This is a genomic window from Mesorhizobium sp. BHscii (assembly GCF_053848065.1).
Genome location: NZ_JBSPKW010000005.1, coordinates 222,727 through 236,606 on the forward strand (window position 1 = coordinate 222,727; position 13,880 = coordinate 236,606).

14 protein-coding genes are annotated in these 13,880 nt (G+C 60.0%); 10 read left to right on the plus strand and 4 right to left on the minus strand.

The window, feature by feature from the left end:
• Window positions 1-287 precede the first annotated feature (287 nt).
• From ACWTU7_RS10220 to ACWTU7_RS10245, 6 genes are all read left to right on the plus strand, one after another.
• On the plus strand, window positions 288-560 hold the full coding sequence (locus ACWTU7_RS10220; protein WP_287335776.1) for an exopolysaccharide production repressor exox: 273 nt from the start codon (window positions 288-290) through the stop codon (window positions 558-560).
• A gap of 429 nt (window positions 561-989) precedes the next feature.
• Window positions 990-2,003 carry a glycosyltransferase family 2 protein gene (locus ACWTU7_RS10225; protein ID WP_455839871.1) on the plus strand — a complete coding sequence of 338 codons (1,014 nt, stop codon included), beginning with the start codon at window positions 990-992 and terminating at the stop codon, window positions 2,001-2,003.
• 264 nt (window positions 2,004-2,267) lie between these two features.
• Window positions 2,268-2,666: a hypothetical protein gene (locus tag ACWTU7_RS10230; protein ID WP_455839872.1), complete on the plus strand. Its 399-nt coding sequence runs from the start codon at window positions 2,268-2,270 to the stop codon at window positions 2,664-2,666.
• Window positions 2,667-2,829: 163 nt separating this feature from the next.
• Window positions 2,830-3,699 (plus strand): endo-1,3-1,4-beta-glycanase ExoK, encoded by an 870-nt coding sequence (gene exoK / locus ACWTU7_RS10235; protein WP_455839873.1) that lies wholly within the window; start codon window positions 2,830-2,832, stop codon window positions 3,697-3,699.
• A 61-nt stretch (window positions 3,700-3,760) separates the two neighbouring features.
• The gene (locus ACWTU7_RS10240; protein WP_029347687.1) at window positions 3,761-5,092 is read left to right on the plus strand and encodes a UDP-glucose dehydrogenase family protein; all 1,332 of its coding nucleotides are present in this window, start codon (window positions 3,761-3,763) and stop codon (window positions 5,090-5,092) included.
• A 126-nt stretch (window positions 5,093-5,218) separates the two neighbouring features.
• Window positions 5,219-6,298 (plus strand): glycosyltransferase, encoded by a 1,080-nt coding sequence (locus ACWTU7_RS10245; RefSeq protein ID WP_095517317.1) that lies wholly within the window; start codon window positions 5,219-5,221, stop codon window positions 6,296-6,298.
• Between the two features lie 74 nt (window positions 6,299-6,372).
• Here ACWTU7_RS10245 and ACWTU7_RS10250 read toward each other — a convergent pair whose 3' ends face one another.
• The 4 genes from ACWTU7_RS10250 to ACWTU7_RS10265 form a co-directional block, all read right to left on the minus strand.
• Window positions 6,373-7,167: a family 16 glycosylhydrolase gene (locus ACWTU7_RS10250; RefSeq protein WP_455839874.1), complete on the minus strand. Its 795-nt coding sequence runs from the start codon at window positions 7,165-7,167 to the stop codon at window positions 6,373-6,375.
• A 245-nt stretch (window positions 7,168-7,412) separates the two neighbouring features.
• Window positions 7,413-7,565 carry a hypothetical protein gene (locus ACWTU7_RS10255; RefSeq protein WP_455839875.1) on the minus strand — a complete coding sequence of 51 codons (153 nt, stop codon included), beginning with the start codon at window positions 7,563-7,565 and terminating at the stop codon, window positions 7,413-7,415.
• 89 nt (window positions 7,566-7,654) lie between these two features.
• Entirely contained in the window at window positions 7,655-7,972 is a 318-nt protein-coding gene (locus ACWTU7_RS10260) for a hypothetical protein (RefSeq protein ID WP_455839876.1), read from the minus strand.
• A 149-nt stretch (window positions 7,973-8,121) separates the two neighbouring features.
• Window positions 8,122-9,411, minus strand: a complete 1,290-nt coding sequence (locus ACWTU7_RS10265; protein WP_095517315.1) for a glycosyltransferase — start codon at window positions 9,409-9,411, stop codon at window positions 8,122-8,124.
• Window positions 9,412-9,720: 309 nt separating this feature from the next.
• Here ACWTU7_RS10265 and ACWTU7_RS10270 point away from each other — a divergent pair, with 309 nt between their 5' ends.
• Genes ACWTU7_RS10270 through ACWTU7_RS10285 form a run of 4 tightly spaced genes read left to right on the plus strand, consistent with a single transcriptional unit; the run spans window position 9,721 to window position 13,825 of the window.
• Complete coding sequence (locus ACWTU7_RS10270; RefSeq protein WP_455839877.1) at window positions 9,721-10,893, plus strand: glycosyl transferase family 1; 1,173 nt, start codon at window positions 9,721-9,723, stop codon at window positions 10,891-10,893.
• Between the two features lie 25 nt (window positions 10,894-10,918).
• Entirely contained in the window at window positions 10,919-11,917 is a 999-nt protein-coding gene (locus ACWTU7_RS10275; RefSeq protein WP_455839878.1) for a glycosyltransferase family 2 protein, read from the plus strand.
• The gene (locus ACWTU7_RS10280) at window positions 11,917-12,867 is read left to right on the plus strand and encodes a glycosyltransferase (protein WP_095517313.1); all 951 of its coding nucleotides are present in this window, start codon (window positions 11,917-11,919) and stop codon (window positions 12,865-12,867) included. The genes ACWTU7_RS10275 and ACWTU7_RS10280 overlap by 1 nt, the downstream gene beginning before the upstream one ends.
• Window positions 12,857-13,825: a glycosyltransferase family 2 protein gene (locus tag ACWTU7_RS10285; protein WP_029347698.1), complete on the plus strand. Its 969-nt coding sequence runs from the start codon at window positions 12,857-12,859 to the stop codon at window positions 13,823-13,825. The genes ACWTU7_RS10280 and ACWTU7_RS10285 overlap by 11 nt, the downstream gene beginning before the upstream one ends.
• Window positions 13,826-13,880: the final 55 nt, after the last annotated feature.

A 13,880-nucleotide genomic window follows, 5' to 3' on the forward strand; every position in this document is an offset into this window, starting at 1 on the left:
ACTGGATTGAGTCCATACCGAGTGACTGGTCGCGATGTCGATGTGTGCATCGCAACATGGCAGAGTCGATCCCGCGAACTTATCCAAAATAATTTGCGGTTGGCCTTGCCCGCTATTGCACACCTTAATAGAATTGCAAATTGTTTCTGTCAGAGTATGGACAGCGTGGGAAGGCCGGAAGCGACCGGCCAAATAAGCGAGCGGCCTCAACAAGCTCGCATGGCGAAGGGGGCTCGGGGCGGGTCGATCATCGACTTTTGCCCGAGCACGGTGACGGGCTGTCGGGTATGTCGCTACCAAAATTCATTGTCGGCATGATTTTCGCTCTGGCGATTGTGGTCGCCTGGTCTTATCTCGACGGCGCTTCGCTAGGCACAACGCTTTTTCGCGCTATAGCCTGCGCCATTGTCATCCAGCTGGGCTACTTTCTGCTGGTTTTCGTCATGGTTGTCAGAAATTCACCGACCTCGGCTGCTAAGATTCGCGATGCCGAGCGAACGCTGAGTTCGACCGAAGTGGCCGACGGCGAGAAGTTCAGTGCCAGGAGAAGCCTGCACTGACCTGACGACAGAAAGCGTCGGCCGGATTGCTGGCGGACTGCTCGCCCGACAGCATCCTGGACAACCGGCTTCCGGATTTTTCCTTCAGCTGCGGATCCTAATATGCCTAAACTCTGTCGATCGACTTGGTGATCAGCGATTCGACTGCGCTGACGGCTCCATCCAGAATGGGCAGGGACGGTTTGCGAAGCGGTCCGTCTATCCGCGGGCATTTCACCGCTCTATCGATTTGCGCCATGACGACACCGACAGGAAAGACTGGACGGCGCGACTGATTTTAACGATGCTTTGCTTCGCACTTGCAGCATAAGCGCCGGCTGGCGCTTTTTTCGAACAGCCGGACAGTCAGTGAGAACGAGAGCTGCATTGGACATCAAACCGGGGGCGGCGAGAAGTTCGGAGCTACCTGTGCAGTCGAGAGGCGAATTGATGACAGAACCCCAGGTCTGCGTGATCATCGCCGCCCGCAACGCGGCGCGGACAATTCCAGTTGCCATTGCATCGGCATTGCGCGAGCCGGAGGTGGCCGAAGTCGTCGTCGTCGATGACGCCTCCACTGACGATACCGCGAAAGTCGCTCGGGCGGCCGACGATGGCAGCGGCAGGCTTTCCGTCATCCGGTTCGACGTCAACGGTGGTCCTTCTTTCGCCCGCAACGCCGCGATCGCCAGCTCCAAATCGCCGTTCATCAGCATTCTGGACGCCGACGATTTTTTTCTCGAGGGCAGATTTCGCGAGTTGTTCGCCAGCGCCGATTGGGATTTCGCTGCCGACAACATCATGATGATCAGGGACGATGCGGCGACCGACGTCTCGAAAATCACCGCTCCGCGGTTTTCGGCCGATCCGGAATTTCTCGATTTCGAGCGTTTCATCGAAGGCAACATCTCCAGTCGCCGTGTGCAGAGAGGTGAGTTGGGTTTCCTCAAACCGGTGATCAGCCGCGATTTTCTTGACCGACATGGACTGCGCTATGACGAAAACCTGCGGCTGGGCGAAGACTATGAACTCTACGCGCGCGCGGTTGCTTGCGGGGCGCGCTTCAAAGTCATCAGGTCCTGCGGCTATGGCGCGATCGTTCGCGCGGACTCGCTGAGCGGCCAGCACAAGACGCAGGACCTCAAGCGTCTGGCCGACGCGGATCTGGCGCTGCTGACGATCGATAGTTTGCCGGAAGGCTCTAAGGCCGTGCTCAGAAGGCACGAACGGCAGGTACGCGACAAATATCGGTTGCGAAACTTCCTCGACGTGAAGAACGAGCAGGGGCTGACATCGGCTGCGGCCTACGCCCTGGCCAGCCAATCCAACCTCATCCCCATCCTTCGCGGCGTGGCCGCCGACAAGCTGGATGCGCTGTTTCGCCGCGCCGGCTTTGCCTCGAAGCAGCCTGTGCCGCCGCTGCGCTTTCTCATGGCCGCAACCAGCCCGGTCGGCAAGCCTTGAGCTGGTCCGCAACCGGCGCCATGCCGATCATGTCAACAGGTCCTTACCACGCTTCAAAGTGATGCGAATTGCCGATTCGCCGGATAGTGGTTGCCTACTCGCTTTGGGGATGGCATGTATGTTGCGGTGCAGCAATTTTGATTGGCTGTTTGAATCGGCACGAAAATGTCCTCCTGTCAGAGGAGCTGGACGATGCGACAAGACTTTTTTGGCCGGACGGGCACAGGGATAGCCTTAGGCTGGCTATGACAGGAAACTAAGCGCATGGCCTCGATATTTGGCTTCAGATCAAGGGATCCGGCTCGAGACAGGCAGACCGACATCTCGCGCCTTGACCGCCTGGCAAAGCTGCTAGACCAGATCGCAGCCGAGGTCGAGGCGGAGAAAAACGGCCTTGAGAATCGCTACCGGACAAAGGCCACCAACGCGGCCTTCCTGGTCGAGGCGATGGAGAATGGGGCGGCCTCTTCCAGCAGATCCTCCGAGGTCAGCGAGCTGACGAAGTCGATTCTGAACTACGAGCGGCGCATCGCGGCGCTCGCGCGCCAGAACGAATTGATGAAGGATCTCCGTCATTCGCTGGATGCAATCTTCGACGAAAGCGCCCAGCGTAGCTCGACCGCCAAGGCAGATTTCGCCAAGCCGGCCGACGGCACGGGGTGAACTTCAAGATCCCTGGATGGGCCCACAGGCAGGAGGTTTGGTGTCACTGGGCAAGTTAAGGCAAGCACAAGGAAGGTACTGGCAGAAGGTCAAGGTCAGCTCGTTTCGTCATGGTTTGAGCGTCGACTTTGGGTTGGGGGCGCAGCACAAAGGTGAGTTTGGTATGAACGCGGATCCGAAAAGCACGTCCACCCGCGCAACCGGCGGCAGGCCGCTCACGCGCTCGATCAGGCAAGGGAACCTGAGGCAGCTATGTTCGGGCGGCGCGTTTCTGCTGCTCGCACTCGGCAGCCTGGTTGCAGGCCCGACCCCTTCCCATTCGCAGGACATCCCGACTGCGCCATCGTTCGTCGACGATTTCACCAGCTTCGATCGTGCGCGTTGGTACATTGCCGACGGCTGGACGAACGGCAAGCACCAGAACTGCACCTGGTCCAAAAGCCAGGTCCGGCTTTCCGACGGCATGCTGACGCTCGGTTTCGAAAAGCGGAAGCTAAAGGATCGCGACTTTGCCTGCGGCGAGGTCCAGACCAAGCAGCGCTTCGGCTATGGCACCTATGAGGCGCGGATGAAAACCGATGCGGGCTCCGGCATCAATGCCGCCTTCTTCACCTACATCGGCCCCACTGACAAGCAGCCGCATGACGAAATCGACTTCGAGGTGCTGACGAAGGACACCTCCAAGGTGCAGGTCAACGCCTACATTGCCGGCAAGGGCAAGAACGAGAAATTGGTGGATGTAGCTGGCGGTACCGACAAGGCTTTTAACGACTACGCCTTCGTCTGGGAGAAGGACAGGCTGCGCTGGTACGTCAACGGCCAACTGGTGAACACGATCAAAGATCCGGCAAAGCTGCCCACTCATGCGCAAAAGATATTCTTCAGCCTGTGGGGCAGCGACACGCTGAAGAACTGGATGGGACCGTTTTCGGATCCGGGTCGAAAACTCATCATGCAAGTGGACCGTGTCGCATTCACGGCGCTAGGCCAGCCATGCCAGTTTCCGGAATCGCTGGCATGCAGCATAAAGTAAAGACTAATCTGAACCGGCCGGACCGAAAGCGCTCCGAAGTCTTGAACAGGAATGAAACCAAATGAATTTGACGGTCTTTGGAATTGGCTATGTCGGTCTCGTGCAGGCGGCGGTGCTTGCCGAAGTCGGACACCAGGTGGTGTGCGTCGACATCGACGTGAAAAAGGTCGAGCGGCTCAATCAGGGCCTCATCCCGATTTTCGAGCCCGGGCTCGAAAACCTCGTCAAGGAGAACCACGCGGCCGGCCGCATCAAGTTCACCACCGATGCCGCGGCCGCCGTCAAGCATGGCCAGATCCAGATGATCGCTGTCGGCACGCCTCCGGGCGAGGATGGTTCTGCCGACCTCAAATATGTGCTGGCCGTTGCCGAGGCCATCGGCCGGGAGATGGACGCGCCCAAGATCGTCGTCGGTAAGTCGACCGTGCCGGTCGGCACCTGCGAGAAGATAAAGGCCAGGATCGCCGCGACGCTGAAGGCGCGCGGCCGCGAGGATCTGGGTTTCGACGTCGCCTCCAATCCGGAATTCCTCAAGGAAGGCTCCGCGGTGGCCGACTGCATGAAGCCCGACCGCATCATCGTCGGCACCGGCAGCGAGGATACCGAGGCAGTGATGCGTGAGCTTTACGCTCCGTTCAACCGCAACCACGAAAAGATGATCGTGATGGATGTGCGCAGCGCCGAGTTCACCAAATACGCGGCCAATTGCATGCTGGCGACCAAGATCAGCTTTATGAACGAAATGGCCAACCTGGCCGAGGAACTCGGCGCCGACATCGAGGAGGTCCGCAAGGGCATCGGCAGCGATCCGCGCATCGGCTACCACTTCATCTATCCGGGCCTCGGCTATGGCGGCTCATGCTTCCCCAAGGACGTGCGCGCCCTGATCAAGACTGCCGAAGGCGTCAAATTCGATGCCAAGCTGCTGCGCGCGGTCGAGGAACGCAACAACGAACAGAAGTCGGTCCTGTTCGACAAGGTGAACCGCTATTTCAAGGGCAATCTGAAGGGCAAGACCTTTGCGCTGTGGGGCCTCGCTTTCAAGCCCAATACCGACGACATGCGCGAGGCGCCGGCGCGTGTCTTGATGGAAGCGCTCTGGAAGGCCGGTGCCAAAGTGCAGGCTTACGATCCCGAGGCGATGCAGGAATGCCAGGCCATCTACGGACTGCGCGAGGATCTGCTTTTGTGCGGGACCAAGGAGGCAGCGCTGCGTGGCGCCGATGCGCTCATGATCGCAACCGAGTGGAAGAACTTCCAGGCGCCGTCGTTCGACGCGATGAAGGATGCGCTGATCACGCCGATCATCTTCGACGGCCGAAATCTCTACGACCCCAAGGTCATCGCTCGCTACGGCATCGAATATCACAGCATCGGCAGGATGGCGGCGTGAGATCATGCGGGAAAGCCTGTTGCCATGACAGCGGGACACGACGGAGGCTGGCGGGAACTGATGGATATCTTCTGCCTTCGTAAACCGCCTTTGAACAAACCCAGAATGCGACAAGGAGCCGGACGCATGAAAGTCCTTTTTGCAGGTGGCAACGGTTACACTCCCCAATTCAGCGGCGGTGTCCAATCCAGCACCCACCATCTGGCCGAACAGTTGCTTGAACATGGCCACGAGGCATCAGTGCTTGCCGCGCTGTTCGGCCAGGGCGTCTTTGGCTACAAGGCGCGCGCCAAGATGAAGCTTCTGAGGCAGCGCGCCGTCATCGACAGCTATCCCGGTTACCCTGTGGTGCGGGCGTGGTTTCCCTGGGAAGCGGCGCGCTTTGCCGTCGAAAGGCTCGATCCCGACGTCGCCGTCGTGCAGTGCCACAAATCGGTGCCGATCGGAAAGGCGCTGCAGGCGCTTGGCGTGCCGCTGGTCGTCTATCTGCGGAACGTCGAATTCCACGAATTGGGCGGGGATCTGCGAGAGCTGCATTCGGCGCTTTATATCGCGAATTCCGAGTTCACGGCGCGCACCTACAAGGCAAAATTCGACATCGATTCGACGGTCATACCGCCGACCATCAATCCCGAGCTCTACAGCACGCCGACGACAGGCGAGTTTGTTACGCTGATCAACCCTTACAATGAAAAAGGGTTCGAACTCGCGGTGCGCATTGCCGGCCAATGCTCCGAAATTCCGTTCCTGTTCGTCGAAAGCTGGAAGCTCGACGACGACCACCGGGCACAGATCGAACGGACCATCGCGCCGCTGCGCAATGTCAGGCTGGAAAGCCGCACCAGCGACATGAAGACGGTCTATAGCCGGACCAAGATCCTGCTGGCGCCCAGCAAATGGGAAGAGGCCTGGGGGCGCGTGGCATCCGAGGCCCATTGCAGCGGCATTCCGGTCGTCGGGTCCCGGCGCGGCGGCCTGCCGGAAGCGATTGGCGCCGGTGGCGTGGTGCTCGATTATGACGCACCGCTCGACGACTGGGTCGCGGCGATCAGGCGGCTGTGGAACGACAGCCAGGAATATGAACGGCTCTCGGCGGCGGCACGTGAATTTTCCGAGCGGCCGGCGCTGGATCCTGAACGTCAGTTCGCGACCTTCTTTTCGATGCTCGACCGGGCGGCCCAACAGGGTTCGCGCCAAGCCGCCTGATTAATGCATGTCGCCCAAAAGCATGCGCTTGAGGCTTGAACTGAGGTTGCGCAGCGGTCGGATGAATTGCAATCTCACTGATCGACATCAGTTCGCCTGTAGCCATGAATTGTCATGACAAGTTTGTCCGACGCCGGCATCGGCTCCCATTTGCCGGCCCAACCTGCGTCCATCACCGCGCCTGCCGCAACCCATAGATCGAAGTACGCCTTCATGGGCTTGTTCGGAAAGGCACCGCCCAGAGTGTCAGCCGGCGTAACCACGGCAGCTTCTTTGCCGTCAATGAGGAAAGCAACACGTTTTCCCGCCTCGTATTCTATGCCAAGGCGGTATCTTTTCCCCGAGAGGTCGCCGAGTTGGATCCACTTTAGCCAAACGCTCTTGTGCTGATTGTCGACGTTTGCCCAAACATTGAGCTGTAGTCCTTTCGTGCCCACGAATTCAAAATCGATTTCCTCATGGGCTTTGTCGTTAAAAGTCCAAAGCGGAGCTGCAACAAGCCCTGGCTTCATCGTCGGGAGAGTGACATCCACTTCCCACCTTGCCGATGAAAAGTCCGATTTACCGCCGGCTACGACCTGTGCGGAAGCTTTCTCGCTGACAGTAAGCTGAAGCGCGCCGTCAACGATTTTGGCGTTCGCCGCCTTCCAGTCATAACCTCCGAGCTTGGGCTCGCCCCACTGCGATGGCACGAAGGGATTGTTATACTTCCAAAGTTGGAGCTTGACCGCTGACCAATCCGGAAGCTCGTCAACGGCAGCTTCCGCGTCTCCTGCGGCAACACTCTCTGCCACGGCTCGACTATGAACCAGTTGCAATGCTGCCGAGGTAGCAAGAAGAGCCGACAGTTGTCTGCGTGTGAAATTCATGCGTCTATCTCCGATGGCAGATTCCAGCTTTCCCGACGGCTCATGATGGCCGTTCGTGGTGACCGGCGAACCACACCGTAAATGGTGAAATCGGCGGCATGATGTCCCTTGGCCCCAGTTTTGGCTCGACATCTAAGCCGGTCGTTTGACCCGGCTCTTCAGTGTCTTATAGCCGCGTTCGCCAAGCAGCCTGCGCGCGACGATCTTGATGGCCGTCTTGCGCCCTTCCTGCGAATTCATCTGTTTCAAACTGCCTGGAAAGTTGCGGGCGATCCGTCCAAGTGCAGGCAGCGACAGCGAGTCGGGATGACCAGATGCGTTTCCACGCACAGCACCGGTTTGCCGGAAAGCTCGGCGATCTTGAGGGCCTGCTGGTGCTCGCTTTCGATGAACAGCATGGCATCGGACTTGCGCTAGAAATCGGCCTTGAAATTGCCATGCACGCCAAGCCGCTGCCGCTCCGCCTTGCTCGGCAGTTCGAGCATGATCAGCTTGTCGTATTTGATGTCGTGCTTTTGGAGCCATGCTTCCGTGTGGTGCGGTATTTCTCAAGCCGGCTGGTGACCAGCCATCCGATCTTGCGGGTCGGGCCAAACAGCGGCAGCGCCTCGCTCAGGAATTTCTCGTATGCGGGTCCGCGTCGACCCGGTTTTTCAGTGTGCAGAGCGGTGATTTTGCCGGTGCGCGCATTCACTTCACCTCGCTCGGTGCCGGCGCGGGCGGCGTCCGCGCCGGCAGTAGCTTCACAGCTTCCCACAACGATATGGCGATTTCCCGACACCGCATCAAAAATGTTGCAACGCAACAAAACAGCCCGGAAATTCGGAGCGACAGTAGGCTATCCGAATCCCAGGAAGGAGCACGATCTCCGCCGCTCAGCACGCCAAATTACAATGGCAACCCAATCCGATTCTCACGCTCTCGTGAGGTACGACTGCGATAGCCGTCGAGCGTTCATGCACGCCAGGCCATCCGGGGTGGCAAGACGCTGAGCGATGCTGCCGGCGTGCCACCGTGGCGCGGGGATATCTTCTGCTTGTCGGGTTCAAGCGGCAAGGCTTCCGGAGATGAAGCATCAAGGGCCGGGTCGAGTTGCACAGGTTCTTTGGTTCGCTCCAACGCCACACGGTCGTAAAGCGCATCGAGGAATGCGCCCGCCGGTTCCGCGGCAAACATGATCTCTGCCGTCCACCGGGCTTGACGTCGCAGTGGCGCCATCAGCTTCGGCTGACCAATATATGTCTTCAATCGTTCGATGGACAGGCAAGCGAGGCGCTCGACCTCATCCTGGAAGTATTGGGCAAATTTCGCCTCGCCGCGCGAGTTGTATCCCGGATTCCAGCAATTGCCGAGATCGTTGAGTCTCATGGGTAATGAGATTCCGTTGACACCATCCTCCAGGAATTCAGGCAGGGCACAGACCCCCGTTCCGAGAACCGGGGTGTGTTCCGACATCGATTCTATCGCCGAGTATCCAAATGTATCGCCGAAGGTGGCTAGGATACCAAAATGCGAATGGCGCAACAATCGTCGCACCGAATGGTTTGGCAACGCGCTATAATGCTGGACATTCTTCAGGTCGAGCAACTTGATATACTGGTCAAAGAATCCTGGAGTTGTCGGATCCGTCCATATGCCGCCGCCTACCTGCAGACTCGAAACGATGTTCACTCGGATAGGCAAATTCTGCTCTATTGCTTTTTCCGCGATCTTGACCGCGACGCAGCCGCCCTTACGGCCAAAATGGGCGCCGACGAACGTCAGCACAAGTTCCTCCGCGGTGTTCTCAAGCATCGCATCTTCCACGGCAGGCACGACGATGTTCGGATGGCGGACCATCAACTTCTCCGTCAGAAGGCTTACGTTCGGATTGTCGGCGTGCTGACCCAGAAAACACCTGCGGGCAAAATGCGACAAGGCAATAATGCGGCGGCAGCCGGGGTTCGCAATCCGCGACGCCAGGTAACGAGCCATCGGCCCGCGCTTGCGAAGGGCGAACTGACGCGGCAAATGGGATTCGAACGAGATGATGAATTTCGAAGAATTGACCGGGATCCGGTTGAACGCATGCACCACGTCGACGGACAGGGCAGGCTCGATCAACGTCACACCTTCCAACTTCGACGAGACCAGGTTGAACGGTAGGAACCGCTTTCGCAGGATTGTATGTCTGGAGACGCGCGGCGTAACGAAACTGGTCGGATATTTGTCGTTATAGACGGCAATACGAAGAGACTTGGCCATGCCTAACCACCGTATCCAAACAGCGGGATAGGGGATTTTAGCGAACTGCCCTATGGGCGCAGAACTGCCAAATCCTGCAATTCCACTGGAACCAAATACAAGCGCATGAACCCCCCGGCCCCAATTCTCACCAACTTCTCGTCATATGAAAACCGATTTTTTGCTGCAACGCAATAGAACATTCGCGCGGCCTAATGTTTGTGCGGTGCGCGACAACCGCTAAATCCGCTACATAGCACCAAAAATGTTGCGATGCAGCAAGAGCTGTACTAGCATCCCTGTGGGCGGGCCAACAGCGGTCGAGTTTTCATGCTGCATGTCTTGTACTTGGTACACGACGTCTCCGACCCGGCAGTGCGCCGGCGGATCATAATGCTTAAGGCAGGTGGCGCCCAGGTCACACTGGCGGGCTTCCGTCGGACAGCAAGCCCGGTCGCCGACGTCGAAGGCTTGCGCCCGATCGACCTTGGCGCGACGCGCGACGGCCGATTCGCCCAGCGGTTGGCAGCAGTCACAAAGGCGGCGGTCTCGATCGGCTCGAAGCTCGGCTCAATGCCAAGACCCGACCTCATCATCGCGCGCAATCTGGAAATGCTGGCGCTTGCCCGGCGTGCCAGATCGGCGTTCCAGGCGACGGTGCCGATCGTCTACGAGTGCCTCGACATTCATCGCCTTGTGCTTCGCGGCGACTTTTTGGGTAAGGCGATGCGCGGCGCGGAACGCTATCTGGCCAGGGATGTAAAGCTGCTGGTGACCAGTTCGCCGGCGTTTATCGCCAATTATTTCAAGCCGTTTGGGCAGATTGCCGCGCCGGTCGAGCTGCTTGAGAACAAATATTTCGAGCCTGCCGCGGTTGCGCGGGATGATCGCATAGTGGCGGATGATCCCGTCGCTCCGCCTTGGCGGATCGGCTGGTTCGGTGCGCTCCGGTGCCGCCGCTCCCTGGAGCTTCTGGCCGAATTTTCCCGACGGCTCGACGGTCGCTTCGAAATCATCCTCAGGGGCCGCCCGGCGCTTTCCGAATTTCCGGATTTTCACGGTTTTGTCGAAGCCGAGCCCTGGCTTTCGTTTGGCGGGCCCTATCGGAACCCCGAGGATATGGCCACGATCTACCGCGAGGTCCATTTCTCCTGGGCCATCGATTTTTTCGAGCATGGGCTGAATTCCGAATGGCTGCTGCCCAACCGTCTCTACGAGGGCTGCCGCTTCGGCGCCGTGCCGATCTCGATGGCCAACACCGAAACCGGCCGGTTCCTCGACCGGCAGGGTATAGGCGTGCTTTTGCCTCAAGCCACGCCGGAGGCACTCGAAGCCGCCCTGGGGGATATGGACGAGCATCGTTTCGGGAAATTGCGGGCGCGTGTTTTTGCCCGCAATCCGCGAACCTGGAGCCATGATCGCAGCGATTGCCGGGCGCTCGTCGAAAAGCTTCGCGGGTTGACGGTTGTGCAGGGTCCGTATGCTGCCCAGGCACTGGCTTAGGATGGCTATCGATGGACATGGGCCGATGATGCCAACCGAAAAGCTTGCGCCCAGCCTGATCGTGATTCCGTGCCTGAACGAAGCGGCTCACATCGGTGCGCTTGTTCATGAGCTTCGACCGTCGGCCGAGAGGCTCGGTGCCCGGATCGTCGTTGCCGATGGCGGCAGCACGGACGGCACGAGGGCAATCGTCGAGGAGATTGCCGGGAAAGATCCGCGGATCATCCTTCTTCACAATGAAAAGCGCCTCCAGAGCGCGGCGATCAATCTCGCCGTTGCCAGTTACGGCGAGGGAGCGGAATATCTCATTCGCATCGACGCGCATGGCGGCTATCCCCCCGACTATTGCGATCGGCTGGTCGAGGAGGCGCTGGCCACCGGCGCCGATTCGGTCGTCGTCTCCATGCTGACCAGCGGCAGCGGCACGGTGCAGAAAGCGGTGGCGGCTGCACAGAATTCCAAGCTCGGCACGGGCGGCTCGAAGCACCGGCATCTCTCAGCGGGCGAGTGGGTCGACCACGGCCACCATGCGCTGATGCGGATATCGGCCTTCAAGGCGGTGGGCGGCTATGACGAGACGTTCAGCCACAACGAGGATGCGGAGTTCGACTATCGGCTCCGTCAGGCCGGTTACCGAATCTGGATGAGCGGCAAGACGCAAATGATCTATTACCCGCGCGCGTCGCTCGCCGGCCTGTATTTCCAGTATCTCGGCTATGGCCGCGGCCGCGCAAAGAACGTTCTCAAGCACCGCATGATACCGAAGGTCCGGCAGATGGTGCCGCTTCTGGTGTTCCCCGTTGTCCTCCTCTCTGCCTTTTTCTTCGTGCATTGGTTGGCGGTCGTGCCGCTTCTGGTGTGGGCGTCGGTTTGTCTCGGCTATGGCGTGTGGACTGCCATCAGCCAGCGCAATCCGGACAATGCGCTTGCTGGGATTTCGGCGATGGTCATGCATTTCGGCTGGTCCGTTGGCTTCTGGCTGCAACTGCTTGGACCGCGATCACAGAGTAGGAAGGTAGCGTGATGGGTGTGGCCGAAAAAAACCGCAGCATCGACATCTGCGTCTGCACGTTTCGGCGGCCGGAGCTTGCCGACACGCTTCGCTCCATAGCCGCCCTGGAGGTGCCTTCGGGATTCGACATCCGCGTCATCGTCGCCGACAATGATGACGGGCCGACGGCCGAGTTGCTGGTGGCGACGCTGGCGGAGACGTTGAAGCTGCCGATCAGCTATCGTCATTGCCCGGCGCGCAACATCTCGATCGCCCGCAACGCCTGCCTCGACGCCAGCATGGCGGATTTCGTCGCCTTCCTCGACGATGACGAAACGGCATCGTCCAGATGGCTCGCCGAACTGGTTGCGACGGCGGAAGTGAGTGGCGCTGCCGCCGTGCTCGGACCGGTGCGGGCGCGCTATCGGCCCGATGCGCCCGCCTGGATGCGCCGCGGCGATTTTCACTCCACCCTGCCGGTCTGGGTGGGCGGCGAGATCCGCACCGGCTACACCTGCAACGTCCTGCTCAGGATGGGCGCCGACAGCCTCCGAGGCCGGCGATTCAGCCTGGCGCGTGGCCAGACCGGCGGCGAGGACACCGAATTCTTCGACCATATGGTCAAGGCCGGCGGTCGCATCGCCTTTTCGCCGCAAGCCTGGGTCGATGAAGTGGTGCCGCGCGCCAGGGCCGCATTCGACTGGCTCCGCCGCCGCCGGTTCCGCGTCGGGCAGACGCATGGGCACCTCCTGGGGCGCGACGCGAGTGGCCTCGCGCTGGTCAGGCAAGTCGGCCTCGCCTCGGCAAAGGCGGTCTACTGTTTCGCATTGGCAATCCCGGTCGCCATCAATCCCGTGCGCAGGAACCGCAGCGTGCTTCGCGGCATCATGCATGTCGGCGTCGTGAGCGGTCTCGTCGGTGTGCGTGAAATCCGCCAATACGGCCTGCCATCGCCGCAGGAAGGGGGCAAGCGTGCAGCCTGACGTCACCTTTGTCATTGCCGCCTACAATGCGGAGCTGACCATCGAGCGGGCGATCGCCAGCGCCATCGCCCAGCGCGATGTCAGCGTTGAGGTGATCGTCGTCGACGATCAGTCGCGCGACCGGACGCTCGATCTGGCGCGATCCTACCCCGAGGATATCGTGCGCGTCGTCGCCCTTGCACAGAACCGTGGTCCCGGCGGCGCCAGGAATGCCGGCCTTGAGCTTGCCCGCGGCCGGTGGGTCGCGGTCCTCGATTCCGATGACGCGATCTATCCCGGGCGGATCTGCACCATGATTGACCGCGCGGAGAAAGCGGGCGCCGAGATCGCGGTCGACAATCTCCAGGTCGTTCGCGAGGACGGCGTTGCCGAAGAGACGATGTTCCCGGCCGACTATCTCGAGGGCTTAAGTGAAATCTCGCTAGCGGACTATATCGCCGGCAATGTGGTCTTCGAATCCAGGTTCAATCTCGGCTATCTCAAGCCGATCTTCCAGCGACGCTTCCTGAACGAAAACGGGCTTCGCTATGACGAGGGCCTGATCATCGGCGAAGATTACATCCTGCTGGCCAGCGCTCTGGCCAAGGGCGGCAAATGTGTGGTCGAGCCGACGACCGGCTACGTCTACCATATCCGGACCGGCTCCATTTCCCGCGTGCTCGAACTTCATCACGTGGAGGCGATGCGCAAGGCCGATCTCGCCTTCGCCAGAACCCATTCGATGGACGCCAAGGCCGAGGCCGCTTTCGCAAGGCGCACACGCAGCCTGCGCAAGGCGGCGTCGTTCCTGTCGCTTGTCCAGCACATCAAGGCGCGGTCCCCGCTCAAGGCGGTGTGGACGGCGCTCAGCGATCCGGCGGCCGTTCGGCATATGAGCATGCCGATCGCCGTTCGGCTGCGAAGGGTGGCGGCACAATTTGCCGTGGGTGCGGGGGAGGTGAAAGGTGCAGGCAGGTGAAAACAGTTTTCGCGGCCTGCGACAGGGTGAAGTCGATCTCCTCAGAAGGAATATG

Bases quoted from the DNA above. Each gene is read 5' to 3' on its own strand.
- ACWTU7_RS10220 (WP_287335776.1), top strand. From the start codon at position 288: ATGTCGCTACCAAAATTCATTGTCGGCATGATTTTCGCTCTGGCGATT.
- ACWTU7_RS10225 (WP_455839871.1), top strand. From the start codon at position 990: ATGACAGAACCCCAGGTCTGCGTGATCATCGCCGCCCGCAACGCGGCG.
- ACWTU7_RS10230 (WP_455839872.1), top strand. From the start codon at position 2,268: ATGGCCTCGATATTTGGCTTCAGATCAAGGGATCCGGCTCGAGACAGG.
- exoK (WP_455839873.1), top strand. From the start codon at position 2,830: ATGAACGCGGATCCGAAAAGCACGTCCACCCGCGCAACCGGCGGCAGG.
- ACWTU7_RS10240 (WP_029347687.1), top strand. From the start codon at position 3,761: ATGAATTTGACGGTCTTTGGAATTGGCTATGTCGGTCTCGTGCAGGCG.
- ACWTU7_RS10245 (WP_095517317.1), top strand. From the start codon at position 5,219: ATGAAAGTCCTTTTTGCAGGTGGCAACGGTTACACTCCCCAATTCAGC.
- ACWTU7_RS10250 (WP_455839874.1), bottom strand. From the start codon at position 7,167: ATGAATTTCACACGCAGACAACTGTCGGCTCTTCTTGCTACCTCGGCA.
- ACWTU7_RS10255 (WP_455839875.1), bottom strand. From the start codon at position 7,565: ATGCTGTTCATCGAAAGCGAGCACCAGCAGGCCCTCAAGATCGCCGAG.
- ACWTU7_RS10265 (WP_095517315.1), bottom strand. From the start codon at position 9,411: ATGGCCAAGTCTCTTCGTATTGCCGTCTATAACGACAAATATCCGACC.
- ACWTU7_RS10270 (WP_455839877.1), top strand. From the start codon at position 9,721: ATGCTGCATGTCTTGTACTTGGTACACGACGTCTCCGACCCGGCAGTG.
- ACWTU7_RS10275 (WP_455839878.1), top strand. From the start codon at position 10,919: ATGATGCCAACCGAAAAGCTTGCGCCCAGCCTGATCGTGATTCCGTGC.
- ACWTU7_RS10280 (WP_095517313.1), top strand. From the start codon at position 11,917: ATGGGTGTGGCCGAAAAAAACCGCAGCATCGACATCTGCGTCTGCACG.